Genomic DNA, 26,633 nt, shown 5'->3' with positions numbered 1-26,633 from the left:
TGAAAGAACGCTTATCTTCCACAAGTTCAAGGTGGCTAAATAACGACATAATTAACAAGTAGATAGTGACAATGTGGGCGTTATTAGATCAGAAAAGAGGCGGATGTTAAAGCCTTTTTACAAAGTGCGATCCCGCCGTGGTTAAATAGGTAACTTTTTGATAACCCCATTAGCTGCATAACTTTGTTTTCTGAAGCCGTAAAACCATTTGATTTAGCAACAATAAAATGCGCCTTAAAAACGGGGTTATTAATAATTTCTTCAATACCGTTTTCAGCAAATACATAGTTCAGAAGCAATCGTGCTTTTTCTGTTATTTCAGTTGGCTTTGCTTTGTTAGAGGAATAGCGTGTTTCGGAGTACGATTTAGCTAAGCGTGATATTGCAGCCACAGGATCATTTTGCGCAAAACAGGCCGCACGAAAAGCGCCAGCACTTGAACCTACTAAATTTAAAGGCTGTGTTCGCTGTTTAAAAAACTCGCCGAATAGGTACTTATCTAGACCGAACAAAGTAAACCATTTAGGTCCACCACTCGCACCTAAAAATGTACTAAAAAGATCTGCAGAGAGTCCCTGCTCTCGTATTGTTTTTGCAGCGGTTGGCCCTGCGTAAATATCAATCATGTACTGCTTTTCTCATCATTTTTGTTTTTGACGCCAAATACCCGGCTCAGTGTGTCCTTGTACTTTAACATGTTCGGCGTTAAATACGGGGTCTTTTCCTTCGGCACATTGCGTGTTGTAATCTTTGGTCACTGCCAATATAGTGGGTGTTAACTGTATGATAGCGATAACATTTACCACTGTCATCAACCCTAAAGCGATGTCGGCTAAATCCCATACTTGTTTAAGAGTCGCTGAGGCTCCCCAAATCATCATCGATAAGTAAAGGCCGGTATACACTGTTCGCCCAAATTTATTGTCTAGTTTAAATAAATGAAGGTTGCTTTCTGCGTAGGCGTAATTTGCAACAACTGAGGTAAATGCAAACAAGCAAATGGCCGCAGCTACAAAATAAATTCCACCAGCAGCCATATGTGCTGTCATCGCAGATTGCGTTAGGCGAATGCCTTCCATTTCGCCAGTTATATCAATATCAGCGAGTAGTATGATCACCGCTGTGCAACTACACAGCACAATTGTGTCGAAAAACACACCAAGCATTTGAATATAACCTTGCGTTACAGGATGGTTAGGTATTGGCGATGCACAACCTGCGGCATGAGGCACACTGCCTGCACCGGCTTCGTTTGAATACAGTCCTCGTTGTATACCATTTTTAATTGCGGCGCCCATGGCCCCAGCGCCCGCTTCTTGTAAGCCAAATGCAGAAAGTAAGATATCCTCAATCATTTCAGGTACCTTGCCTAGATTTAATAGAGTAATACTCACCGCAGCCAGTACAAATAAAATGCCCATTACGGGCACTACACGCTCTGCAAATCGGGCGATTGCTTTAAAGCCACCCAAAATAATGCTTCCCGCTAAAAGTGTGATCACAATCCCTGAATACAGTGTGGGGATTTCAAAAGCGTAGTTCAGAGCATCTGTTATGGTATTAGTTTGCATCGCACTAAATGTGAAGCCGTAACCAAGGAATAAACAAAAGGCAAAACACACGGCAAGCCACCGACTCGCAAGGCCTTGTTCAATGTAATAAGCAGGCCCGCCTCTAAAGTCGCCATTAGCGTCTCTTACTTTATATACTTGACCTAAAACACTTTCTGCAAAACCTGTTGCCATTCCCAGTATCGCAATAACCCACATCCAAAAGATAGCACCACTACCGCCTAACGATATTGCTACCGCAACACCGGCTAAATTACCTGTCCCTACTCGCGCAGATAACCCGGTGCACAATGCTTGAAACGAACTGATAGAATTTTTATCTGTGCTGCTGCTGGTTTTTAATAAACTGAACATATGGCGAAATTTAAGAAGCTGAATGGCTTTTAGCCGTACTGAAAACCAAATACCAGCAAACAGAAGAAAATAGATGAGGAGCTGGCCGTCTCCCCACAATAGATTATTAATAGCACCGACAGCAGAATTGAACATGGTTAGCCTTTTATTGTTATTTTTTAGAATAACAAATCACTAAAAGTGAATAGTTAGCTAACCACTTTAACTTTATTTACAAATATCTCAAGTAAGTAATGTGTTTAATTGCAGTGCGTACCCTCTAAAAACTTACGGCCTGCTGCTAATCCTAATTTATGATCAAATCGCAAGTCAGAGTCTGTGCTCCCTAATAATTTACTGCGCAGTTTGTCGCCTGCGAATATTTGCGTAATACGCACATCGCTTGGGGGATTGGCTATAAAATCAAGTTCATCTTGATACGCTTGTTCATGTTGCAGTAAATAATCGATTGTTTTTGGGCAATAGCCAGACACACTCACAAGTGACCTCAATTTAGTGACCCATTCAGATTGCACTTGAAAGTCTTTATCAACCGTTCTTATAACCACAATATCGCGAGCGCCTCGGTTATAAGCTTCTTTAACAGGCAGTGGTGCAGCTAAGCCGCCGTCTAAAAACACATTATTTGCTAAGTCAGTATTTGCACTTTGAATAATGGCATCATTAGCAGCTTTGGTCGTAAACCAAGGCGTTAAGTTAACCCCATCTCTATATAAGAATGGCAGTGCACTAGACGCTTTTAATAATGCAAGCCACTGCGTGTCTTCACCTGTCGGTGTTAAGTAATAGGGCTTACGATCAATTGCATGAGTGGCTGTTATTAACAGCTCTCGTTGGCCTAAACTTTGTGTTGCTGTTTTGAAATCAAGGGCGCGGTTTACTTCTTTGGTTTTATCAAAATACCAATCAAGATCAACAATACTTTTGCCAATTAAGCCACGCCCCAGTTGAAAAAAACGTTTATGCCGCGACAGCCCTCTAATAAGGCGTTTTGCGTAACCCTTTTGTCTGGCTAGATAACTGGTTAAGTTTTGTGAACCTGCTGATGTGCCAATAAATAAATCGAATGGATCGTAGTTTTCTTCTAACCATGCATCTAATACACCTGCGGTAAAAATCCCTCGTTGCCCGCCCCCCTCAGCAATTAATGCTGTTTTTGTTTGTGGCTCGACGTTGGCAATTGTTTGAGATTTCACGGTGCACCTTCCTAGGGTTGTAATTAATATTGACAGTGTATTGGGTTTATTTAAATCCTTAAAATAGAATAATTAAATCAGTTCAATTCAAAAAACCGTTTAATTATGAGAAAACAGACACACAGTGTGGTGCGTAATTTACGTCATTACGCACCGTAACCGATTAACTCATTATGTTCGCAAGTATCGTCAGCGCGTGTTGTCTGTCGCTCAATTCGTACAGGTCGTTAGTAAAAATAAACTCATCAACCTGTAGCTCTTTTTTAATCATACTCAACTTATGCTTAACGCTCGCTTGACTACCTACAACAGCAAGCCCTAAAAAGCTTTCAACTTGCATTTTTTCTTGAGGTGACCACAGTCCATCCATACTTGCAATCGGCTCTTTTAACCACAATGCTTGACCGCGCATTAACGCTAATATTCGCTGCTTTGAAGTTGTAGCCAGAAACTGTGCTTGCTCATCAGTATCAGCAGCCACCACAGGCAACCCAAGCATCACATAAGGTTTATCTAATACGTCTGATGGTTGAAACTCGCGTCGGTACAACGCTATAGCATCATGAACAAATCGTGGCGCAAAGTGACCTGCAAATGCATATGGCAACCCTTTTTTCGCTGCTAATTGAGCGCTGTATAAGCTTGATCCTAATAACCAAATAGGAACATTTGTATTTTCACCGGGAATAGCCCTAACAGGTGAGTCACCTTTATAGGGGCCTAATAAACTTTGTAACTCGGTGACTTCGTCTGCAAAATGCTCAGCACGCTGCTCATCGCGTCGCAACGCGCGACTTGTAATGGGGTCGCTACCGGGTGCACGTCCTAAGCCTAAATCAATACGACCAGGATATAGACTTTCAAGCGTGCCAAATTGCTCAGCAACAACTAAAGGAGGATGGTTAGGTAACATGACCCCACCCGCACCGACACGGATACGCTGCGTTTTTCCTGCAACATGGCCGATAAGTACTGATGTCGCCGCACATACGATGCCACGCATATTATGATGCTCAGCCATCCAAAAGCGATTAAAGCCTAGCTCATCGGCAGTTTGTGCATAGGCAACACTATTAGCAAGGGTTTGTGAAACTGTTTCGTTCTCTTTCATTGGGCTCAGTTCAAGCAATGAAAAAGGCATACCGCTTAATTCAGACATAAGCTCTCCATAATGGGGTTGATAACGTTATAATGAGTGCGAATGTGCTTTTTTCAAATGCTAATTAAGCACGGCTTTGTTGCTGTTTTTCCACTTTTAGTCCATCTGCATCAATACCACGTTTCCAGTATGCGGATGCAACAATGTGCTCACGCGCTACAGAAAAGCGACTGGTTACTAAGCGTTTAATCTCTTTAACAAGATTTGCTTCAAGCGCCATAAAAACCAAAGGCTGGGTGTTATACCCGCCACATAATTGTGCTACTTGGTCTAAAAGTTCTGTTTCTGGCTTATCGGTGACAAGCCAATGAACACTGTGATTAATAGCCGCTTTGTTTTGCTCAAGCTCAATAATATCGTCTTTATCTTCAATATGAATGAGCACATCAACATGCGCACTACTTGGAAGTACTTGCAGATAACCATTGATAGCATTGATAGATGTGAGGTCTGCAAGCATTAAATATTGAGCCTGTTCAAAATCAGTCAATTTTTTAGGACCTGGCCCAGCAATCCCTACTTCATCACCAATACATGCGTTCTTTGCCCAATTTGTCGCAGTTCCCTGATGTTGATTAATAACAAAATCCAGTGTTATAGCACGTGTTACAGGGTCAATATCACGAATTGTGTAAGAGCGCATAATTGCAGGATGCTCAGCGTTTAGATCTTGTTCTACGTGGTATTCACCTGCATGCGGAAATAACACTTTTACGTAAGCGCCTTTCGCATCGAGTGGAAAATCGACAAAGTCTGGTGAACCAACCGTGATCCGTTGTAAGTGCGGCGAAATGCGCGTGGTATTTAATACATTTGCACGACGAACTTTTTTTGCCATGTTTGTCTCCTATAAAGTTTTACACTGCCCCATTAGTTGATATAATCAACTATATACTTTTAATTGACTTTGTCAACTAACTAGGTAAACCATGTCACAAACATCACTTTCTTCAGCTTTATTTACACTGGCGCAGAGCTACCGTGTCACAGTACGTAATGCGATTAACGCGAATGAATTAGGTTTAAATGCCCTCCATGTGCGCTGTTTACACATTATTGCTGAAACCAACCACTGTACTGCTAATCATATAGTCGCTAAAACAGGCCGTGACAAAGCACAAATAGCACGGCTTATTAAAGAACTACTCAAACTCTCATTAATTACAAAATGCGCTGATGAAAATGATAAACGCTGCTTAATTTTATCATTGACAGAACAAGGGAGTGCTTTGTTCTCACGCCTAGAGGTCGCCGAGCAAGAGGTAGACAAGACTCTGTGCCAAGGGTTAACAGAGCAACAAATCAGCGAATTCATTTCGACAGCCACAATCATGATCGAAAATATTAACCGTATCGACCGTTAATCACATTGGCAAGATTACGATAAACCACTATACTGTACAAACATACAGTATAGTGGTTTTTTTATGCGTGTTATTCCTATTTATATTGAAGCAGGCGTATGTGGTTTCGAATCACCTGCGGCTCAATACAAAGAACTTGGCTTATCATTAGATCAGCTGTTAATTAAGCACCCCGATGCGACTTTTATTGGTATTGCGTCGGGAGAATCAATGCAAGGTGTCGGTATTTTTGATGGCGACTTATTGCTTGTTGATCGCGCTGAAGATGTTAAAAATGGCGATGTAATCGTCGCAAACTTAAACGGTTTATTTGTTTGTAAATTACTCGACAAACACAATGCACAGTTATTGTCAGCCTCTGCCAAGTACCCCGCAGTGCAGTTAAGAGATTCTGATGAATTTCAACTCGAAGGTGTTGTTACCCGCTCTATTCGTATGCACCGCAGTAGCAAAGAACTACTATCATGTACGCCTTAGTTGATGCAGTGGCGTTTTATGCCAGTGCAGAAAAAGTTTTTGACCCGTCGATTCGTCGTAAACCTGTTGTGGTTCTAACTAACAACGATGGCTGTATTTGTGCTGTGTGCCCTATTGCTCGCAAGCTTGCTATCCCAAAGTTTCAACCTTATTTTCAAGTTAAACAATACCTCTTTGATCATCAGGTCGTGATCCGTTCTTCTAATTATGAGCTTTACGCAGATTTAAGCGAGCGTATGATGAATGTGATAGGTCGCTTTTGTGATAACCAACACATTTATTCGATTGATGAGTCTTTTTTAAATTTTAACGGTTTTAATCCACTCATAACTGATTGGTATCGTTATGGGCATACTATTCGACGTACAGTCTGGCGTGAAACAAAACTGCCCGTGGGCGTAGGGTTTGGTCCTACGGCAACACTTGCAAAGGCAGCAAACCATGCGGCCAAAAAACTACCGGGTTTTGATGGTGTTGCCGTCATAGATTCTGAGTCTTCACGGGTCAATATTTTACGCGCCATGAATATACAAGATGTATGGGGCGTGGGAAAACGGTTAGCTAAAAAGCTAAAGTTAATGAACATTAACACCGCACTTGATCTTGCACAGCAAGACCCCCGAAAAATGAAACGCTTATTTAGTGTAGTACTTGAGCGTACCGTTAATGAACTATGTGGCAAACGCTGTTTGAGCTGGGATGATGTACGCCAAGATAAAAAAGAAATTTTTTCAACACGTAGCTTTGGTGAGCGCGTAACAGATCCCATAACGCTAAAAACCGCATTGATTAATCACAGCGCTATTGTAGCGCGTAAACTACGCGCTCAAGGGTCGCTGACTCAACGTTTACTGATATTTGTCGCCAGTTCACCACACCAACAAGGCTACTACAAAAAATCGTATATTTATGAGTTCAATATCGCCACCGCCGACAGCCGTGTATTTGCTAATGCAATTAGCGAGGTATTCGAGCAGTTATACAAACCCAATGTGCTTTTTTACAAATGTGGTGTTGGCGCACTAGATCTTACAAGCCACATGTTCCAACAACCCGACTTATTTCAAGCCTCCATCGATAACCCTAAGTTAATGCAATGCTTAGACAAAATAAATGCACGCTTTGGCATCGGCACATTAGCCATAGCCAGTGAAACGTCTAGCGCTGACTGGCATATGAAACGAGAGTATTTATCACCCCATTACACAACACGCTGGTATAACTTGCCAAAAATACACTGTTAAAAGTAATGCAGTAGCTGTAGTTTAAATTGCTGCTCTGATACTTGCCAATCTTGATATACAAAAGAGCTTCTGAATCCCCAATTTTGCGCTAAGGCAATTTGCCAATGCGCAGAAAACTCAATGTGCTTGTCACTGCGGGGCTCATTGAACAGCAATAATGCATGGCCTGATAAAGCTAACTTTTGTGACTCTGTCACTTGCCATATAGCACCGGCCTCGCTGCCTAAAGCAAATGAAAGCGAATCAATTAACGAACCTGTTTGCAACAAAGACGACGCTAAAATATAGCTTTGAAAATGGTTGGCATCACCAAAGGATTTACCGTATCCACCTTGTATAAAGCTACGGCCAGCTCGCTTTTTTAACGTGGGTTGGCGGTCATAACCAACGCGGACATTCCAAGACCAAGAATCAAAAAGTCGATTGTCAGGTGCTAAAGACATGGCATCTATCACATATAAACGCTCTAAAAAAAGGCGCTCGTTGTTATCAATACTCGCCTCTACATCAAAAAAGCTGATTTGGGCGCCGGGTATAAAGCCCCCTGCATTATCTAATAAATCGTGATAAGCAACACGATAACTTAAACCAACACGGTTGGCGCTATTTTCATAGTGGCTAACCACAGCACCAATACGCGCAGAGCCATGTCCCTGCTCGGGACTAACGCGCGGTATTTGGGGTGGCTCAAAGGGTGAAACAACATGATATTGGCTTCGTTGATGAAGAAGTCGCGTTAATCGTGGGGCTATTTCGTCGCGAGCAAGACCTTGATCATAGTACTGATAATTAAGCCATTCATAGGCCATTTCGAGTACTGGCACAGCATCTTTAGCCGAAAGTGATAAATCATGCAAAGGTTTTCCATCACGTAATGCTTGTGCCATGACAAGTTGTTCATCGGTTAACTGGCTTTCATAATTAAGTAACTTGGTGCCCGACGCTGCGCGATATTTAGGGGGCTGTAATAACCCATATTGCTTTAATGCAGCAACTGTATCTGAGGGAATTGCGTGTGTAGAAAACTCCGAGGTTAAAAACAAATCATCACGCGCTAGCTGTAACAAGGCTAATAGCTGATATGAGCAATTCTCATCAATAAAAAAATAATCAAATGTAGCCCACTGCATCTCCCATAAATGAAGCAAGATACGCTGAATTTCTGGCTCTGATAAGTTAAGCGGATACTCCCAAATATCACGCGATTCGAGATCATTATATTCACGCACCTTTCTATAGTAAGGCATTAAGGTGAACTTACCGGGGTATTGACCAATAACGCCTTTTAAAGCGTAAAGCGCCGCATTATCTGTTGCATCTGGTTCAGCAGCGAAATTTACCGCAAAGGCTATTAGTTCACGACTGCGAGTTTGATCCCTTGCGTCTATGCGCAGTAACGTATGGCCAAACATAGATGAGGGATCATTCATAAACGCAGTTGGAAACACCAAGGTTATACCTTTAGGGTTTATAAGCTGTTGCCAAACATCTATCTCAGGGCACAAAAGTTCAGGCCACTGCGGAAAAAAATGATCCTTCAGCCACCTATAGCGAGCAGGAAAACGACATTGAGCCTCATTATTATCAGCCAACTCAAATGCTTTTATCGTGGCAATAAGCTCAGCATGAGGATCGCTCTTACCTACAGGCGAAAAGAAAAATGCATTACTGTCTACTTCACTTTCATACGAAGAAAAACGTTGCTGATTATAATGTCCTAGTTTAAGCCAGTAAGGGTGATAAGCGATATCTTTTGTAACCGTACTAGAAAAAACAGCGCTGCTAAAGAGCACTAAACAGAGCAATAAAAGTCTATGCATAAGAGAATAAAAGCCCGTAAAGGGCTTTATAAAGAAAAACGTCAATTAAGACAAAGAGTAAGATGCAAGTTGTGCATCATTTGCTACAAGTGTATTTAGATTTTCAAGCACAATTTGAGATGTCACATTTTCTGATGTGAAAACATGCGAAAACTGTGTTTGCACTAATTTATTGAATGCCGCTTTATCTTGGCTTTCTACACCCCAAACTTCAGCAAGTGTTTCAAGTGCTTCGCCTTCACCGCGAGACATATCACGTGCAAGTTGTTCCATATTGCCATCAATAAACGTTGCAACTTTCGTTGATGCAGTTACTGTGCCTGTGCCATCACAGCCTAGCGTACCAAATGTAATACCGAATGTTTGGTTACCAGAAATACCATTTGTTGTTGCACCAAGTACTTTAACAACTTTACCATCTTTACCTGCAAATAACATTGAACCGAAACCACAACCAATATCTTGGTCGGCCATTGCAGTTGAAAGTGGAAGTAGTGAAAGTGCAGAAATAGCAATTAATTTTTTCATATCCTGAATCCTTTTAGATAAACCGTTATTAACATTAATAAGGCAAATTAAGCTTATACAGAATGCACTCTATATCAAATAAAAAATACCTAAAATAGAGAAAAAACAACAGGCATGTTCAAAAATCAACCAACTTAGCCCCTGTTAAGCGACTGAGGTCGTGAACAGCTATCGAAACCTCTAAACCACGTTTTCCTGCAGACACGTACATAAGCTCACAGTTTGATGCACAATGGTGGATAAACGTAGCAAGTCGCTTTTTCTGACCAAGCGGGCTAACTCCTCCAAAAATATAACCTGTGCTATTTTCAACTTTTTGCTGAGCAGCCATCTGCACCCTTTTTACACCGGCCGCTTTGGCTAACATTTTAAAGTTTACTTGCTGCATAACTGGCAACACCGCAACAAGCAGATGATTGTCGTTATCTTCAAGTACCAACGTTTTAAATACTTGCTCTGCCGGTAAGCCTAACTTTTCAACCGCTTCAAGACCGTATTGTGTGTTATTGGGGTCATGGTCGTAGCTAAGAACATTAAACTTAATTCCCTTTTTTTTGAGTAAGTTAATTGCAGGTGTCATCTATTAATCCTTAAAAAACCAATGCTGTTTCATTAAAAAGTATCATAACTGTTTGTTATAGAGAAAGAAGCAAACACATTAAAAACCGTTCTTTAATGACCAATAAAAATTCCTGCATACGCTACACTAAAGGTATGAGCACCAAGCAAGGTCAGTATCATGTCGAAACACACCTGCTTCTATCTTATAAAGCAGTGCATAGTTATCGTTACATTACTAAGCACCATAAACTTTATCTGTAACGAATACACAGCTTGGAATGCGTATATTGCCTGTCAAAATAAGTGCCATACCCTAGGGCTTGATAAAGGAAAAATTCAAAAAACTGCATTCTCAGAGGATGTGACTCTGTGTCGGTGTCTTGCCGATACAGACTACTATGTGGTGCTAAACTAATGTTTTGTATAAAAATAGAAACTAGGAAAAAATAAAATTTAACGTATTATAAAATTCTACTAACGAAAGAACGAAGGAAAGTACATGTTTTTAGACTACTTTGCACTAGTTATGCTGGTGTTTGTTACTGTAGTAATATTTTATGGCGTAATAGCCATCCACGATATTCCCTACGAGATTGCCAAAAAACGTAATCACCCTCATCAAGATGCCATTCATTATGCTGGCTGGGTCAGCTTGTTTACACTGCATGTGTTATGGCCTTTGCTGTGGGTGTGGGCAACCTTATGGCGCGACGACAGAGGCTGGGGGTTTAACCAAATTCAAAAAGAACAAGAAGAACTTGCCGAAAAAGTCGCTAGCTTGTCAGCGACCGTCGCTGCATTACAGGCACAAATAAACGCCCAATCGAATAATAAAGAGAAGTAAAATATGGATTTACTATTAATACTATCTTATACCGCACTATGTATTGGCATATTTAAAGTATTCAAGATCCCCCTAAATAAATGGACAGTGCCAACCGCTGTACTCGGCGGTGTCGTTTTAATTGGCACACTCATTTTATTGATGAATTACAATCATCCACACTCCAACATGGCAAGCAGTGTCTATGTAACCACCCCCATTGTTCCAAATGTTAGAGGCACTGTTGAAGAGGTTGCGGTAAATGCAAATCAGCCGGTTAAAAAAGGTGATTTACTCTTTCGCTTAGATGACACCTTATATAAAGCCAAACTAAATGAGGCAATGGCTGGATTACAAGATGCGACGCAATCAGTATTAGGGTTAGAAGCCGCATATAAGTCAGCACAAGCAAGTACTCTTATGAGTAAAGCAGAATTCGAGCGAAGTAAAAAAGAATACGAACGCTATGAAAAAGGGGCAAAGAGCGGTGCCTATTCAAAAGGCCAAGTTGATAATAAACTAGGAATCTACCTCGCAGCGAAAGCAAACTACGAAGCGTCACAAGCACAAGAGTTACGTCAGAAGCTTGCGTACGAATCAGAAATTAATGGTGAACAAACCAAAATAGCCGCAGCTAGGGCCCATTTAGAACAAGCACAGTTTAACCTTGATAGCACTCGTGTTTATGCACCGACAGACGGTTACGTTACCCAATTAACACTTCGCCCAGGGATGATTGCCGTCCCTATGCCATTGCGCCCAGTGATGACCTTTGTACACAAAGAAGACACTCGTTACGTGGCCGCATTTAGACAAAATTCATTACTTAGATTAGAGCCTGGCTATAAAGCTGACTTTATTTTTAAAGCCATTCCCGGCAAAACCTTTGCTGGCGAAGTCGTTGATGTACTACCAGCAATAGGTGAAGGACAAGTTCAAGCACAAGGTACGCTAATGGGCAGTGAGTTTTTTGCACGTGAAGGGCGGGCAATCGTGACACTGAAAATTACCGACGATATGAGTGAATATCATCTCCCACAAGGCACAAGTACCGAAGTAGCCGTGTATTCAGAACATTTTGAGCATGTTTCTGTTATGCGAAAAGTGTTAATCAGAATGAAAAGCTGGCAAAACTATTTGTTCTTAGATCACTAAAACAAGCATAAAAAAGGCGCTTACAAGTAAGCGCCATTTTTATATTCAGCTAACTAAAATTACTTAGTTAAATCATCGAAGAATTTCTTCACACCGTCAAAGAAACCTTTTTCTTTTGGGCGATTTTTAGAACCATCTTTACCCATGCTTTGCTCAAGTTCTTCAAGCAGTTCACGCTGACGTTCATTAAGATTAACAGGCGTTTCTATCACTACTTTACAGATTAAGTCACCTTGAGCACCACTGCGTACAGACTTAACGCCTTTACCACGCATACGGAACATTTTACCCGTTTGGCTTTCTGCTGGGATCTTCAGTTTGGCACGACCGTCTAACGTCGGCACTTCAATTTCACCACCTAATGCTGCCGTTGTGAAACCAATTGGTACTTCACAATACAGGTTATTGCCATCACGTTGGAAAATTGGGTGTTCACGAACAGAGACTTGAACATATAGATCACCCGCAGGGGCACCATGCATCCCCGCTTCACCTTCACCTGAAAGACGAATACGGTCACCCGTATCTACACCCGCAGGGATTTTAACTGATAATGTTTTAGTCTTTTCGACGCGGCCTTGGCCATGACAGCTATCACAGGGATCAGAAATAATCTGACCAGTACCCTGACAGGTAGGACATGTTTGCTGCACAGCAAAAAACCCTTGGCGCATTTGCACTTGGCCTGCACCATGACACGTTGTACATGTTTTTGGTTTAGAGCCGGCTTTTGCGCCACTACCATCACACGGTTTACAACTTACCCATGTCGGTACTTTAATTTCTACATCTTTACCACGAACAGCTTCTTCAAGGCTTAAGTCCATGTTGTAACGTAAATCAGCACCGCGCTGTTGGCGAGATTGACGACGACCACCGCCACCGAAAATATCACCAAACACATCACCAAAAATATCACCAAAGTCACCGTGACCACCACCAAAGCCACCGCCATGACCGCCACCACCTTGTTCAAAGGCAGCATGACCATATTGGTCATACATTTGACGTTTTTGGTCATCAGTAAGTACTTCGTAGGCTTCTTTTACTTCCTTGAATTTCGTTTCAAGTTCTTTATCGCCTGCTGTACGGTCTGGATGATATTTCATCGCTAAGCGCTTATACGCTTTTTTGATGTCTCGTTCGCTGGCATCTTTGCTAACGCCGAGAACTTCATAATAATCGCTTTTTGACATATCTATCACACTACTCTTTTTACTGCAGTTTTCACTGCATGAAAGTAAACCGATAAAGGGTATCGCTTTACCATCCATATACATGCAAAAGGCGCGTCAAGCGAAATCGCCGGCGCGCCTCAATCATTCATCCTAACTTAATTGGCCTAATAAAGCAGCCTCTTTTAAGCTAGGCAGAAGCGGTACGAACAATTACTTGTCGTCTTTCACTTCTTCGAACTCTGCATCAACAACATCGTCGTCTTGCTTAGCAGAAGATTGTTGTGCACCTGCGTCAGCACCACCTTGTTGTTGTGCTTTAGCTTGTGCAATTTCCATAAGCTTTTGTGACTTTTCAGCAAGCGCTTGCGTCTTCGCTTCGATCTCTTCTTTCTTGTCACTCTTAATCGCCGCTTCAAGTTCTGAAACTGCAGCTTCGATTGCTTCTTTATCTTCTGCAGGTAATGCATCGCCTGCTTCTTCGATTTGCTTACGTGTACCGTGAACCATTGCATCAGCTTGGTTACGAGTCGCGACTAGCTCTTCGAATCTCTTGTCTTCTTCAGCGTGAGCTTCTGCATCACGGACCATTTTTTCAACTTCTTCATCGCTTAGACCTGAAGAAGCTTGGATAGTGATCTTCTGCTCTTTGCCTGTATCTTTGTCTTTCGCAGATACGTGTAAGATACCGTCAGCATCAACATCGAAAGTAACTTCAATTTGTGGTGTACCACGTTGCGCTGGACGAATACCTTCTAGGTTAAATTGACCTAGTGATTTGTTATCGCTAGCACGCTTACGCTCACCTTGTAACACGTGAATCGTTACTGCAGACTGATTATCTTCCGCTGTTGAGAACACTTGTGATTTCTTAGTAGGAATCGTCGTGTTTTTCTCAATTAACGCCGTCATTACTTGGCCCATCGTCTCAATACCAAGTGATAACGGAGATACGTCAAGAAGTAGTACGTCTTTTACGTCACCTGCAAGTACACCACCTTGAATCGCTGCACCTACTGCAACCGCTTCATCTGGGTTAACGTCTTTACGTGGTTCTTTACCAAAGAACTCAGCAACCGTTTTTTGCACTAGTGGCATACGTGTTTGACCACCAACAAGGATGATGTCATTAATGTCGTTAACTGATAAATCAGCATCAGCAAGTGCACGCTTAAGTGGCTCGATTGACTTAGTAACTAAGTCTTCAACCAGTGACTCAAGTTTTGCACGTGTTACTTTCACGTTCATGTGCTTAGGACCTGATGCGTCAGCAGTCACATACGGTAAGTTAACTTCTGTTTGCTGTGCAGAAGAAAGTTCAATCTTCGCTTTTTCAGCTGCTTCTTTAACACGTTGCATCGCAAGAGGATCAATTTTAAGGTCAATGCCTTGATCTTTCTTGAACTCTTCAACCAAGTAGTTGATTACACGGTTATCAAAGTCTTCACCACCTAGGTGTGTGTCACCATTAGTCGCAAGTACTTCAAATGTGTGCTCGCCTTCAACTTCGTCAATCTCGATGATTGAGATATCGAAAGTACCGCCACCTAAGTCGTAAACTGCAACAACGTTTTCACCTTTGTTTTTGTCCATACCGTATGCAAGTGCAGCGGCTGTTGGCTCATTGATGATACGTTTTACTTCAAGACCTGCGATACGACCCGCATCTTTCGTTGCTTGACGTTGTGAGTCATTGAAGTAAGCAGGTACAGTGATTACCGCTTCAGTAACCGCTTCGCCTAAGAAGTCTTCTGCTGTTTTCTTCATTTTCTTCAGTACTTCAGCAGAGATTTGTGGTGCAGCACGTTTTTCACCGCGTGCTTCAACCCATGCATCACCGTTATCAGCCTTTACAATTTTAAAAGGCATGATGCCGATATCGCGTTGCACTTCTTCATCTTCAAAGCGACGACCAATTAGACGCTTGATAGCAAATAATGTGTTAGTTGGGTTTGTTACTGCTTGGCGTTTTGCAGGTTGACCAACTAATGTTTCACCGTCTTGCGTGTATGCAATGATCGATGGTGTTGTGCGATCGCCTTCCGCGTTTTCAATTACGCGTGCTTTATCACCGTCTAGTACTGCTACACAAGAGTTAGTAGTACCTAAATCGATTCCAATAATTCTACCCATGAATCTTCTCCAACTTCAAAATTCGTTAAAACGTTCGATGACTAGTAAATAGGGGTGCAGCAAACTGAATTCAACTATAAAAATGAAAAAAATTTACTTTTTTTTGAAATATTTTCTAAATGCATACTTTTTCCGCAAAAACCGCCGGTTTCTAAGCCAAACGGCGTGCCAAACAAACTGGTCTGATGACTTTTACTGTGCTATAACCAACGACATAATAATAAATGTTAAGGATATTTATGCATTTTGAACAGTTACTCGCTAAAGCCACTGAGCTTGGTAAAGATAAAACCAAAGTCATGCAATTCCCCGAAAACTGGTGTCAGGGTCGTACCGCGTTTGGGGGGTTATCGGCCGCTTTATTATATCAAGCTATGCGTCAGCATATTGATAGCTCGCGTCGTTTATTATCACTGAGCACCAACTTTGTAGGGCCATTATTGGCTGATACTGATTTTTCCATTGATGTTGAGGTATTGCGCGAAGGTAAAAACAGCGCACAAGTACTTGCCAAAGTCATTCAAAATGGTGATGTATGTGTGATTACCCAAGCCTGCTTTGGAGCCAATCGAGAATCAGCGGTGCGCGTTGATGTGAGTAAAACAATGCAACTCAAACCAGTAGATGAGCGATTCATCCTCCCTTATAAAGAAGGGATGATGCCTGCGTTTTTCCAACACGTATCGCTGTGTTTGCAAGACGGTAATATGCCATTTTCTGCTGCCGATACCTCACACCTTGGTGGCTGGATGAAGTTTAAACAGGGGCCTTCGCAAATGGCTGAGGCACATATTATTGCGCTAACAGATGCCTGGCCGCCGACATTATTACAAATGTTCAAGCAACCTGCACCTGCCAGTAGTATGTCATGGTACATTGAATTTTTAGATGAGCCCGAAGTTGCACCTGATGCATGGGTTGGGTATGAAGCAATCACCCATCACAGTAAAGGGGGTTATGGCTTAGAAGATGGCTGCATTTGGCGTGAAGATGGCAAGCTTATCGCTCTCAGTCGCCAAACTGTCGCTTTATTTGCTTAACTCATCGGTGCTGAGCTTTGCGTACTCAGTACCATCAAGGCGAATAATCGCTTGATATTCGCCTGAATCAATTATTTTTCCAAGGCCAATATTAAAGGTCTCTTTAAGTGCCTTATTATTGAAAAAAGCGGGTCTTGGCGGACGTTGGAAAATAGGGTGGACCACAAAAGGAAGATGCTTGGCTGATTGCTTGTATTTTTCTAGATAATATAAGAACACACGACGCTCTAGAATAATGACATCGACCCAGCCTTTCATTAAATGATCAACCTGTGCCTCTTGGTTTATCACTTCGTCGTAAGAGCGTAAAATATGAGTAATTGATTTAAAGGGCGGTTCGATAAAGTTTGTCGCATTTTGAAAAGCCAACACACTTTTACCTGCCAGGTCATACACGCTATTAATTGTAAACTCGCTGGCAGCTAGACTAATCGCAACATTTTGATAATAAAGCAATGCCTCACTTTTATATACGTCAGCATGTACCGTGGCAGGAAAATTTAGGGCGATGTCTATTTTGCCTTGAATAAGCTGCTGCTCTATACGCTTATTCGACATGTAGTGAATATCAAGGTGAGTGATGCCCTGTGATTTAAGTGCCGCTTTGACTATTTCTAATTGAATACCGCTGTTGGTATGCTCCATCATATAAGGAGGTAGATAGGCACTTGCAGCAATCACGAGCGCCTTCTCAGTATGTTGAGAAGATAAGCAGTAAGCTTTAAAATTAATACACAGCATTAAAAAGAAAAGTAATTGCTTCACCGCTCACCTTAAACAACATATTGCATAAAATACACTCAAGATCTGTACATATATTAACTTATTTAAAACAATTCTGCATTTGTATTTAAGCCTTAATTGATGCAGAATTAATTAAGTTCTTGTTTAAGAGACCCTTAGTTTGCAAACAGCATGCCCAAGTTGTGATCATGTCATTGAGATCCCAGACCTAAAAGCAAAACAATTAGCAGTCTGCCCGCATTGCAATACAAAGCTGTTATCTTCACAAGCAAATCAAGATAGCCACATTGTTGCACTGAGCTTAAGCGCCATTGTGATGCTATTAAGCAGTATGTTTTACCCATTCTTATCATTTACCAGCAGTGGCATAACGCAAACAATTACGCTGCCTGATGCTGCGCGAATATTATTTAATTACGACAGTGACTTTCTAGGCCTCTTTATCGATGTAAGCATCATCGGCTTACCGATGTTTTTACTTTTACTGATTATTCCTCTGCACTTAGGGTTACTAAAGGCATTGCCCTATTTATGGGGTAAACGACTGTTAAAAATGACCTTTGCTTTAGAACCTTGGATCATGTCTGAAATTTTCTTAATTGGTGTCATGGTCAGTATGGTTAAAATAATGTCGATGGCTGATATTGAATTTGGTGTCAGCTTTTACTCGTATGCCGCCTTTGTTATCTGCTATGTAAGCGCGATAGCAAAGCTCAACAAGCACGCTTTATGGCAACAAATCAAACCCCCAGTTTACATCGAACAAACAAAGCCTAACACTAGGGCCATCGATCAAGGCTTGCGTGCATGCCATGTTTGTGGTCAGTTAGGAGACACCGATATTTGCGTGCGTTGTGAATCTAAAACCTTCACTCGCAACCCGTGTAGTGTTCAAAAAGCGGCAGCTTGGTTAATAACGTCTATCGCGTGTTATATTCCTGCCAATGTTTTTCCCATTATGTACACAACGAGCCTAGGTGATGAAACCCCGTCGACATTAATTGGCGGTGTGATGATTTTATGGAACAGTGGCTCCTACCCTATTGCAATGATTATATTTTTAGCCAGTGTAGTCGTGCCTTTGGCTAAAGCATTGGTAATGAGTTTTTTATGTTTTATGGTGGCACGGCCAGCGAATAGGCAAACAAAAAGTTACACTCGAATTTATCAATTAACTGAGTTTATTGGTAAATGGTCAATGATAGATGTATTTGTTGTCGCTATTTTAGTAGCCTTAGTACAATTAGGAAACTTAATGTCAGTGACACCCGGTATCGGCACCGTCTTTTTTACAACCATGGTGATCTGCCAAATGTTAGCAGCCCATGCATTTGATCCACGACTATTGTGGGATAACCCTGAAAACTTAAAAACAGCGAAACAAGAGACCTTGGTATGAGCGAAACCGCTAAAATAAAAACAGCGCCCAATATATCGGCAATTTGGATCATTCCCGTTATTGCCTTGCTAATTGGTGCATGGATGTTATATCAATATCAAGTAAATAAAGGGACAACCGTCTTTATTAAAATGCCTCATGCGGAGGGGATTGTAGCTGGTAAAACAGAGATTAAAGTTCGCAGTGTAAAAATAGGCCAAATCGATCATGTTAGACTCTCCGACAAACAGAACAGTGTTATTGCTCGCGCTCAAATAGATAAACATTACGAAGACTTACTCACCGAAGATGCCAAAATTTGGGTTGTAAAGCCGCGCATTGATGATACGGGTATCAGCGGCATGAGCACGCTACTTTCTGGCGTTTACTTAGAATTCTCTCCTGGCGAAAGTAAAAAGCTCACTGAAAAATTTGAGTTACAAGAAGAACCGGCATTAATTGGCAAAGATGTCAAAGGCGGACGTTTTACTTTACTGAGCTACAACGCTGAAGTGCTTGATGTGAGTACGGGCATCTATTTTAAAGATTATAAAATAGGTCAAATAGAAACAGCCACGTTTGACTGGAAAAATCAGGCAATGAAATACGGTATTTTTATTAACGAACCGTACCAGAACTTAATAACACTCAACTCCATTTTTTGGGTTAACTCAGGCATTGAAATTGATCTTTCTGCCGATGGTATAAATGTTAACACCGGCTCTTTAAGTAAACTGCTTAAAGGTGGTATCTCTGTCGGTAGACCAGAGCAGCAAGCCCCCGGTGAAGTAGCCAGCAATGGACATAGCTTCTCGTTAAGTGATAGCTATAAAGCCGCTTTAGAAGAGCGTTTTTATGATTTTGATTACTACTTAATAGACTTTGAGCAATCAATTCGAGGCCTGAGAGCCGGCGCTCCCGTTGAATACAGAGGAATGCGGATAGGCAGTGTGGTTGAGGCACCCGCCAGTGTCATCATAAATGGTAAACCTGCCCACTTTCGAACCGATAACACAGCCGTTCCTGCGCTCATAAAAATTGAATACGGGCGGCTTTATCATGACAGTGCAGCGGCACGAGAGTTTTGGCATTCAAGCCTCAACGGCTGGATTAAAAGTGGTCTGCGCGCCTCCTTAAAACCAGGCAACTTACTAACGGGTGCGGTGTACGTTGATCTTGATATTTACGACAACGCGAAGCCTGCAGAACTCACAACGATTGCTGAGTATACTGTTTTCCCGAGCGTATCGAGTGGTATCACGGTGCTTGCAGACCAAGTGTCTGATGTGCTTAATAAAGTGAATAATTTAAAAATTGAAGACAGTTTAGCGCAAATGCAAGAGACCTTTTCAGAATACCAAGCGCTCGCTCATGACATGCGGGATCTTCTTAATAAACAAGATACCCAAGATTTACCCGGTGATATTAATCGAAACTTTGCTGAAATGACCAAGAGCATGCAGCAATTTGATAAAACCATGAAACAATTCGAAAAAACAATGGCAAGTTATGAGCAAGGCTCAACATTCCACCAGCAATTACAAACAACCTTGTCAGAATTTAAGCGCTTAAGTGAAGAGCTACAGCCACTTACCCGAGGTTTGAATCAACAGCCTAACATGCTGATTTTTGATAAAGAACTCCCAGCTGATCCCACTCCGAGGAAACAATAATGAACAATAAACATCTCGCTTTATTTAGTTTAGGCGCAGCATTACTGTTAGTTGGTTGTAGCCAAACGTCATTCTCAACCATCGAGTATTATCAGTTTTCGCAGCCAATCGTGGCTATGAAGCGTTCGAGTGACAATACACACGTTCAGCTAAGAGTTAATACTGTTCAATTGCGAGGCGCACTGAATAATCGCGGTATTGCAATGGTTCTCAATAATAACCGTGTTAACGCAGCAAATTATCACCTGTGGAGTGAATCGCCTGACTTAATGCTGACAGCCAGTGCGCATCAGCAACTATACACACAGCTGACAAACTGGATGGTAATAAAAGGATTACCGGTTATTACCGATGTCGATCAACAACGTTACTACGAGCTTGAATACGAACTTCATCACTTTAATGGCGACGAAAAAGGTAACGCAAATATCGCAGGTCTTTGGCGTTTATATTACACAACACCAGAGACTGGTCGAAAAATAAAGGCTGTTAACTACTTTAACGAGCTAACACCTTTACACGATAATGATTATGAAGGGCTCGTTGCAACACTTGAGACGACGTGGCTTAAAGTGAATCAACAAGTAGGCGATGAACTCTCAAAGCTTGCTCTTTAAAAGTAAAGTGAGTGGTTGGTGATCGTCATTAATAATGACATCACCCACCTGCTCAAATCCGAGTTTTTGTAGTACTTTTTGCGATGCACTATTTGTTTGTGACGTAATTGCCACCAATACTCCAAGTGCCTTAACGTGCGTTTTTGCTAACAATAAACCAGCCGCACGGGTGGTAATTCCCTGCCCTTCATACTCTGCTAACAAAGCAAACCCTAAATCTGGAATAGCCAGTGCGTCACGCTGAAACAAGCCCACCATTCCTATCGCTGTGCCATCCGCTAAACAAACAACATAACTGCCAAAACCGAACTGCTGGTGGCTGTTAATAAAGGTCTGTTGAATATAATGCTGTGCTTGTGCCAACGTTTTAATCTGCTTATCACCGATGTATTTGATAAAAGAGGGTTGATTTAAAAGACTGAGAATAAATTGCTCGTCACCCGGTTGCCCAGCACGTAAATGGATATCAAACACTTAAGTCCCCTTAAAATACTTTACTGACTACATCTGATGTAAAATTTAAACAATCCAGAACACGCTCTTTTTGAACGGTCGACAATGCGTCTATATCAAAATAATCATATTCTGTGTGTTCACTACTGAGCATAATTTCCGCATTTTCAGGTAAATAGGCACGAAATATAAATGCGTGAGAGTTAAATGCTGTGTGGTAATAAACCCCACTCAGATAGCCAATTTGAATGTCGCAGTTGAGCTCTTCTTTACATTCACGCACTAAAGCCTGATGTATTGTTTCACCTTGGTCTAAGGCACCGCCCGGTAATCCCCAACTTTTTTGCCCATAGTCTGCTTTAAGTAATAATACTTGGCCCTGATCATTCGTGATCACAGCATGACTACTTAACCTGTATGTATCTGAAAAAGCCATAAAAACCCTTCGTAAAATTTTACTTAAGCCTAACATGAATACACTGCTTAAATTAATTAAGATAATATAAAAATTCTTATTGACTAAATTAAAATTCAGGATTATTTTTCACGCGATGTTTTGGGCAAAACAATAGCAGTATATCCTCTATACTGTCTGGCGCCAGCCAACGCAGGCACTTACCGTAAAGCGGCCTTAAAGTGTGTTCGCGTAAAGCAGTGACATGAGTTGAAAAAACAACTTTTGATTTATGTAAGCAAAAGACTTTTGCTTAACTGTGTGAAAATTATAATGCAAGAACCTTCTGCGTTAAGTTTACTACCGCCAATATTGGTGGTGGTTTTGGCCGTATTTTTACGCCGCCCTATTTTATCTTTACTTATAGGTGCCCTCTTTGGTTTAGCCATGTTGGGACCTACCGCTATATTAGCAAACTTTGCTGATATTTCTCTTAAGGTGATGCAAGATGAAACTATCGCTTGGCTTATTTTAGTCTGTGGTGGCTTTGGTGCATTAATCGCTTTGTTAGTCAGGACCGGAGGGGCAACGGCCTTTGCCGAGTTAGCACTTAAGTTTGCAAGAGGGCAACGCTCTTCTTTACTTATGACGTTTGCTTTGGGTGTAATTATATTTATTGATGATTACCTAAATGCGCTGACTGTTGGCGAGACAATGAAACGCATCACTGATAAATTTAAAATCAGCCGTGAAATGCTCGCGTATGTCGTTGACTCGACAGCAGCCCCTATCTGCGTACTTGTGCCATTATCAACATGGGCCGTGTTTTTTGGTGGGCTTCTAGTCGACAACAATGTGGCCGCTGAAGGTCAAGGCATTGCCGTGTATATCCAAGCGATTCCGTATATGTTTTACGCTTGGTTTGCCGTTATTGTCGTATTGCTCGTTAGCTTAAATGTGATCCCTGCATTTGGGCCAATGAAAAAAGCACAACGTCGTGCCATGCACAACGAAATAGCCGTGTCGAACAACCAATATAACGACGTTCATACTGCGGATGAATACGCAGTAAAGGCAGCTGAAGAAAACTTCGAAACAGCGGCTACTAACGGCAAATTGTATAATTTCTTGGTCCCTATCATCTTGCTAGTTGCTTTTACCGTGTACTTTGATATCGATGTATTCAAAGGGTTACTGGCAACGTTTGCTGTGGTACTACCGTTTTATATGTTGCAAAAACTTATGTCATTAGGGGAGCTTATTGAGCGAATGCTTGATGGTTTTAAAAGCATGATCCCAGCTATCGGCACAGTCGTGGCGGCATTTATATTTAAAGATGTTTGTGATCAGCTTATGCTTCCACAGTATGTGATAAATACTTTAAGCCCCTATATGACAGCACAATATCTACCTGCGGTGGTCTTTTTAGCAATGGCTGTACTTGCCTTTGCCACGGGATCTAGCTGGGGAATATTTGCAGTGACAATCCCTATAGTTATGCCATTAGCATACGCAATTGACGCCAATATTCCATTGGTGATTGGGGCATTACTGTCGGCTTCGTCATTTGGCAGCCAAGCATGTTTTTACTCTGACTCCACTGTACTAGCAGCACAAGGCTCGGGTTGCGATTTAGTCAGCCATGCTGTCACACAATTACCGTATACCCTTATAGCAGCAACGGCAGCCTTTATCGGGTTCTTACTCGTTGCCTAAAATTACAAAGCCCAAGCAAATGCTTGGGCTTTTGTAATGACACACCAGCTAACTTACTTTTGGAATTTAATTCCTTTGTAATAGGTTTCTAGATTAGTCACTTTAGTTTGATTTTCGAAGTCGGCGAATGGTTTGTCTGCAAACTTACTACCACGCATTTGCACGCTTAAACGCGGCGCCTTATCATTTAACATGGTTTGCTTGTAATAGTCTTTCAAGTCAGCCAACGTCACTTTTTCAACTTCAGCAATTAACTGCTCTTTCGAATCAAAGTTAAAGTTTTCACGGTACCAATCGTTAATAAGTGGCGACATTTCATCACTGAGATTCTTTGGTTGCTCTTTTAGCGACACGAGGGTGGCATTTTTAAGCTGAGCAAATGTCTCTTCTGTCATGCTATCAAGCTCTACCGCGTATTGTTTTTTAAACTCATCAAAACGCGTTTGCATCTCTTTTGGCCCTTTAACAGGTGTTTGAATGTACAAACCAAGCGCAGAGTAATCTTCAATAGGTCGAGCCAATGCACCCACCGCATAAGCTAATTGCTCTTCGGTGCGCAGTTTATCAAAAGCAACAGTTCTGAAGTGGTTTTGTAACACTTGTGCTTGTGCTTTTTGTTTATAACCCGGCGTTGGATGAACCACCATATCGATGATCGCAACATCAGCTACATCAATATCTTTTTGTAATACTATGCGCTCACCTTCTTGTGGTAACCACGCTTTGCTGCGCGCAAACTCCGTCGTTTTATGACCCTTTGGTAAAATGGCTATCAATTTATTTGCAATTGACTCAACATCTTTTTGATTATAATTACCGAATGAGAATACACGTAAGTCATTAGCTGCTAGGGTTGATTGTTTAATACTTTCAAAGTCAGCCAAAGTGAGTTCATCTGCTGCGGCAATTAACGTCTCAGTATCAAACTTACCACTGCGAATTAATTTAGAATACTCACCAAAAGCTTGATAAAACGGAAATTGCTTTTGCTGGTTTAATAAGTCGCGCTTAAAGCGGTCAATCGCTTGAGCAAACCCTTGTTGAGACACGTCTAATTGCAGATTTTCTAACGCTTGTGCAAGTAAAACGTCTTGCTTATCGGTAAAGCCACTGAGTGATAAGATCAATCCATTACTTGGCTGTAAGCCAAGGCTCATCCCCGCAACAGCAGCTTCAGTACTTAGTTTACTTTGTTGTAAATTATAGACATCAGCCCAAATTGAGTAGAGAACCTGTGATTTTGCGTCAACTAATGCATCGGGTGTATTGATATAAACTTCGACTAAGCCTTTAGGTTGCTCAGCAAATTGCTGACTTGCTTGACGCCATACTTTTACGCCTTGCTTATCAAACACGAGTTTAGGATGATCTTGCTGCTTAAATTCACCCGTTTTAATAGCAAAACTTTCTGGTAATAAGCGATTGACGGTTGGTAAGGCAAGTGCAAATTCACTTGGTTGACTCCAACGTTTAATTTCATCTTCACTAATATCTTCAATACGGTATTTACCATCATAGAAGTGTAACTGTGAGTCTGTTTCTTCTTGCTTAGATATATACCAAATACGCAAAGTATCTTCATTAAGTTGAGACAGCACATTCTGCACGGCTTCAGCATCAAATTGAGCGTAGTAATAAGGTGCATTAATTGCATTATTAACAGGGAACTTTTGCATGCTATCAGTTAGATTACTCACATAACCAAACTCATCGCCTTTTTCTAAAAACTGAAATTCATTGTTTAAAGAAGTGCGGATCTCATTAAAGTATTTACTATCAACACCCTGCTCTTTTATCAATGCAATGTATTGCATGATGGTAGCGACAATTTCCTCGCGGTTTTGCATGCCTGCATCTGTGAGCTCAACGCTCACAGTTAGACTGCCATAGTTACCATATTGTGTCGGAGCAGCAGACGCTGTTAATTGAGAAACCCAACCTTTATCTCGTAGAATTTGAGCGGGGCTACCTTGCATTTCATTACTCAGCAGGTAAGAAACAAAACGGTTTGGCTTAACGGCAAACTGATTACTGTTATCAGCAATCGTAAACTCTAACTGAAGTTGCTTAACATCTTCATTTGGCGAGTAATAAACACGTTTGCCACCGGCTTGGTCAAAGTCTAACTTAGCTGTGACAGTGGGTTTCTCTATATTTTTGTTTTCAATGTCTGCAAAATATTGCTTTGCTTTAGCTTCCATTTCAGCAAGCGGACGATTAGAAATCATTGCAACTTTCATGATGTTAGATGAATAGTACTTATTATAAAACTCAACTGTTTGCTGATGTAAGTTACTGCCTTCTTTATCCCCTAAAGTTTCAAGGTTTCCGATTAAGAAACGATTAGCTGGGTGTGAACCCATCATTTTACGCGCTAACTTAAATTGCCCAAAAAAATCCATTTCGCGGCGCATTGACCATTCCGCATTTACTGCATTTTTTTCTTTATCTGTGTACTCAGGATATAGCTTGGGTGATTTAAAGAAATCTGCAAAACGGTCTAGTGCTTCATCGTATGCATCATTATTCACTTTAAACATGTAGTTGGTAATATCTAACCACGTATAAGCATTATGTGCCCCACCGTTTTTAGTCATAAAGTCACTGTACCCTTTAGTATCCGGGTAACAATCGGTTCCTAAAAATAGCATGTGCTCTAAATAATGTGCCATCCCCTGTTGTGACATAGGGTCATGCAAAAGACCAACACCCACACTTAAGGCTGCCGCTGATTTTTCAACACTGGGATCTGAAATTAAAATAACATCTATTTCGTTGTCTAATTTAAGTGTTTTGTATTCACGGCTATCGTTTGGGCTAACAACCAACGAGTCTGGGATCAGGCTGGTATTAACACTCGGTGGTGTAGAAGTAGAAGAACAGCCTGCTAATACTGCAAATGCAATCGCACTAAGCCCTATTATTTTTGTCATTTTATTGTATCCATTAGATATTACATTAATTATTATTTATCATGAGTTTTCATAGGTCGCAATTCAATGCTTTTTAGCGTAACAACCCTAAAAGTTTGTAACACATTGTGAAAAAAGCAGAACTA

23 protein-coding genes and 1 pseudogene are annotated in these 26,633 nt (G+C 41.3%); 10 read left to right on the top strand and 14 right to left on the bottom strand.

Going from position 1 to position 26,633, the window contains the following annotated elements; genetic code table 11:
• Nucleotides 1-140: 140 nt before the first annotated feature.
• The 5 genes and pseudogenes from JIG41_RS17705 to JIG41_RS17685 all read right to left on the bottom strand — a co-directional run.
• Nucleotides 141-626: pseudogene (locus tag JIG41_RS17705) on the bottom strand (patatin-like phospholipase family protein); the annotation flags it as partial.
• A gap of 15 nt (nt 627-641) precedes the next feature.
• The gene (locus JIG41_RS17700; protein ID WP_199525185.1) at nt 642-2,060 is read right to left on the bottom strand and encodes a sodium:alanine symporter family protein; all 1,419 of its coding nucleotides are present in this window, start codon (nt 2,058-2,060) and stop codon (nt 642-644) included.
• Nucleotides 2,061-2,164: 104 nt separating this feature from the next.
• Nucleotides 2,165-3,121: a patatin family protein gene (locus tag JIG41_RS17695; protein ID WP_036972658.1), complete on the bottom strand. Its 957-nt coding sequence runs from the start codon at nt 3,119-3,121 to the stop codon at nt 2,165-2,167.
• Nucleotides 3,122-3,284: 163 nt separating this feature from the next.
• Nucleotides 3,285-4,280 (bottom strand): LLM class flavin-dependent oxidoreductase, encoded by a 996-nt coding sequence (locus JIG41_RS17690; RefSeq protein WP_036972660.1) that lies wholly within the window; start codon nt 4,278-4,280, stop codon nt 3,285-3,287.
• A 64-nt stretch (nt 4,281-4,344) separates the two neighbouring features.
• Nucleotides 4,345-5,118 (bottom strand): siderophore-interacting protein, encoded by a 774-nt coding sequence (locus JIG41_RS17685; protein WP_199525184.1) that lies wholly within the window; start codon nt 5,116-5,118, stop codon nt 4,345-4,347.
• A 91-nt stretch (nt 5,119-5,209) separates the two neighbouring features.
• Between JIG41_RS17685 and JIG41_RS17680 the strand changes: the two genes are divergently transcribed.
• The 3 genes from JIG41_RS17680 (at nt 5,210) to JIG41_RS17670 (ending at nt 7,365) form a co-directional block, all read left to right on the top strand.
• The gene (locus tag JIG41_RS17680; protein WP_199525183.1) at nt 5,210-5,644 is read left to right on the top strand and encodes a MarR family winged helix-turn-helix transcriptional regulator; all 435 of its coding nucleotides are present in this window, start codon (nt 5,210-5,212) and stop codon (nt 5,642-5,644) included.
• Nucleotides 5,645-5,707: 63 nt separating this feature from the next.
• The gene (locus tag JIG41_RS17675) at nt 5,708-6,121 is read left to right on the top strand and encodes a LexA family transcriptional regulator (RefSeq protein WP_036972666.1); all 414 of its coding nucleotides are present in this window, start codon (nt 5,708-5,710) and stop codon (nt 6,119-6,121) included.
• Nucleotides 6,109-7,365: a Y-family DNA polymerase gene (locus tag JIG41_RS17670; RefSeq protein WP_199525182.1), complete on the top strand. Its 1,257-nt coding sequence runs from the start codon at nt 6,109-6,111 to the stop codon at nt 7,363-7,365. Before JIG41_RS17675 ends, JIG41_RS17670 begins: the two co-directional genes overlap by 13 nt.
• Here JIG41_RS17670 and JIG41_RS17665 read toward each other — a convergent pair.
• The 3 genes from JIG41_RS17665 to ybaK all read right to left on the bottom strand — a co-directional run bounded on the left by JIG41_RS17665 (nt 7,362) and on the right by ybaK (nt 10,293).
• A complete protein-coding gene (locus tag JIG41_RS17665) occupies nt 7,362-9,185 on the bottom strand; it encodes a DUF4105 domain-containing protein (RefSeq protein WP_036972671.1) in 1,824 nt (607 codons plus the stop codon). The genes JIG41_RS17670 and JIG41_RS17665 overlap by 4 nt on opposite strands.
• A 45-nt stretch (nt 9,186-9,230) precedes the next feature.
• A complete protein-coding gene (locus JIG41_RS17660; RefSeq protein ID WP_036972673.1) occupies nt 9,231-9,713 on the bottom strand; it encodes a DUF3015 domain-containing protein in 483 nt (160 codons plus the stop codon).
• Nucleotides 9,714-9,831: 118 nt separating this feature from the next.
• Nucleotides 9,832-10,293, bottom strand: a complete 462-nt coding sequence (ybaK, locus tag JIG41_RS17655; protein WP_036972675.1) for a Cys-tRNA(Pro) deacylase — start codon at nt 10,291-10,293, stop codon at nt 9,832-9,834.
• A 480-nt stretch (nt 10,294-10,773) separates the two neighbouring features.
• Here ybaK and JIG41_RS17650 point away from each other — a divergent pair, with 480 nt between their 5' ends.
• Both JIG41_RS17650 and JIG41_RS17645 read left to right on the top strand, forming a co-directional pair.
• Nucleotides 10,774-11,118, top strand: a complete 345-nt coding sequence (locus tag JIG41_RS17650; protein WP_036972677.1) for a DUF3302 domain-containing protein — start codon at nt 10,774-10,776, stop codon at nt 11,116-11,118.
• 3 nt (nt 11,119-11,121) lie between these two features.
• A complete protein-coding gene (locus tag JIG41_RS17645) occupies nt 11,122-12,252 on the top strand; it encodes an HlyD family secretion protein (protein WP_036972679.1) in 1,131 nt (376 codons plus the stop codon).
• A 59-nt stretch (nt 12,253-12,311) separates the two neighbouring features.
• Here JIG41_RS17645 and dnaJ read toward each other — a convergent pair whose 3' ends face one another.
• Together dnaJ and dnaK are read right to left on the bottom strand one after the other, a co-directional pair.
• Nucleotides 12,312-13,448 (bottom strand): molecular chaperone DnaJ, encoded by a 1,137-nt coding sequence (dnaJ, locus tag JIG41_RS17640; RefSeq protein WP_036972987.1) that lies wholly within the window; start codon nt 13,446-13,448, stop codon nt 12,312-12,314.
• A 192-nt stretch (nt 13,449-13,640) separates the two neighbouring features.
• The gene (gene dnaK, locus JIG41_RS17635; RefSeq protein ID WP_199525181.1) at nt 13,641-15,560 is read right to left on the bottom strand and encodes a molecular chaperone DnaK; all 1,920 of its coding nucleotides are present in this window, start codon (nt 15,558-15,560) and stop codon (nt 13,641-13,643) included.
• A 239-nt stretch (nt 15,561-15,799) separates the two neighbouring features.
• Here dnaK and JIG41_RS17630 point away from each other — a divergent pair, with 239 nt between their 5' ends.
• Entirely contained in the window at nt 15,800-16,600 is an 801-nt protein-coding gene (locus JIG41_RS17630) for an acyl-CoA thioesterase II (RefSeq protein ID WP_199525180.1), read from the top strand.
• On the opposite strand, the gene JIG41_RS17625 is transcribed toward JIG41_RS17630, so the two are convergent.
• Nucleotides 16,589-17,365 (bottom strand): transporter substrate-binding domain-containing protein, encoded by a 777-nt coding sequence (locus JIG41_RS17625; RefSeq protein ID WP_312000546.1) that lies wholly within the window; start codon nt 17,363-17,365, stop codon nt 16,589-16,591. The genes JIG41_RS17630 and JIG41_RS17625 overlap by 12 nt on opposite strands.
• 139 nt (nt 17,366-17,504) lie before the next feature.
• Here JIG41_RS17625 and JIG41_RS17620 point away from each other — a divergent pair, with 139 nt between their 5' ends.
• The 3 genes from JIG41_RS17620 to JIG41_RS17610 are packed head-to-tail and all read left to right on the top strand — an operon-like array spanning nt 17,505 to nt 21,012.
• Nucleotides 17,505-18,743 (top strand): PqiA/YebS family transporter subunit, encoded by a 1,239-nt coding sequence (locus tag JIG41_RS17620; protein ID WP_199525179.1) that lies wholly within the window; start codon nt 17,505-17,507, stop codon nt 18,741-18,743.
• On the top strand, nt 18,740-20,395 hold the full coding sequence (pqiB, locus tag JIG41_RS17615) for an intermembrane transport protein PqiB (RefSeq protein ID WP_199525178.1): 1,656 nt from the start codon (nt 18,740-18,742) through the stop codon (nt 20,393-20,395). The genes JIG41_RS17620 and pqiB overlap by 4 nt, the downstream gene beginning before the upstream one ends.
• A complete protein-coding gene (locus tag JIG41_RS17610) occupies nt 20,395-21,012 on the top strand; it encodes a membrane integrity-associated transporter subunit PqiC (RefSeq protein ID WP_199525177.1) in 618 nt (205 codons plus the stop codon). The genes pqiB and JIG41_RS17610 overlap by 1 nt, the downstream gene beginning before the upstream one ends.
• Here the strand turns inward: JIG41_RS17610 and JIG41_RS17605 are convergent.
• Nucleotides 20,995-21,486 carry a GNAT family N-acetyltransferase gene (locus JIG41_RS17605; RefSeq protein ID WP_036972694.1) on the bottom strand — a complete coding sequence of 164 codons (492 nt, stop codon included), beginning with the start codon at nt 21,484-21,486 and terminating at the stop codon, nt 20,995-20,997. The two genes, JIG41_RS17610 and JIG41_RS17605, sit on opposite strands and share 18 nt — an antisense overlap.
• 10 nt (nt 21,487-21,496) lie before the next feature.
• Entirely contained in the window at nt 21,497-21,901 is a 405-nt protein-coding gene (locus JIG41_RS17600) for an NUDIX hydrolase (protein ID WP_036972696.1), read from the bottom strand.
• 291 nt (nt 21,902-22,192) lie between these two features.
• Between JIG41_RS17600 and JIG41_RS17595 the strand changes: the two genes are divergently transcribed.
• Entirely contained in the window at nt 22,193-23,575 is a 1,383-nt protein-coding gene (locus tag JIG41_RS17595; RefSeq protein ID WP_074989175.1) for a Na+/H+ antiporter NhaC family protein, read from the top strand.
• Between the two features lie 53 nt (nt 23,576-23,628).
• On the opposite strand, the gene JIG41_RS17590 is transcribed toward JIG41_RS17595, so the two are convergent.
• Nucleotides 23,629-26,508, bottom strand: coding sequence for an insulinase family protein (locus JIG41_RS17590; RefSeq protein ID WP_199525176.1), 2,880 nt, complete (start codon nt 26,506-26,508; stop codon nt 23,629-23,631).
• Nucleotides 26,509-26,633: the final 125 nt, after the last annotated feature.

The organism is Pseudoalteromonas sp. bablab_jr011 (assembly GCF_016464045.1).
In the GTDB taxonomy this organism is placed as follows: Bacteria; Pseudomonadota; Gammaproteobacteria; order Enterobacterales; family Alteromonadaceae; genus Pseudoalteromonas; species Pseudoalteromonas lipolytica.
The sequence above is the reverse complement of the archived record's forward strand: the minus strand, read 5'-3'. Positions and strand labels throughout refer to the sequence as shown.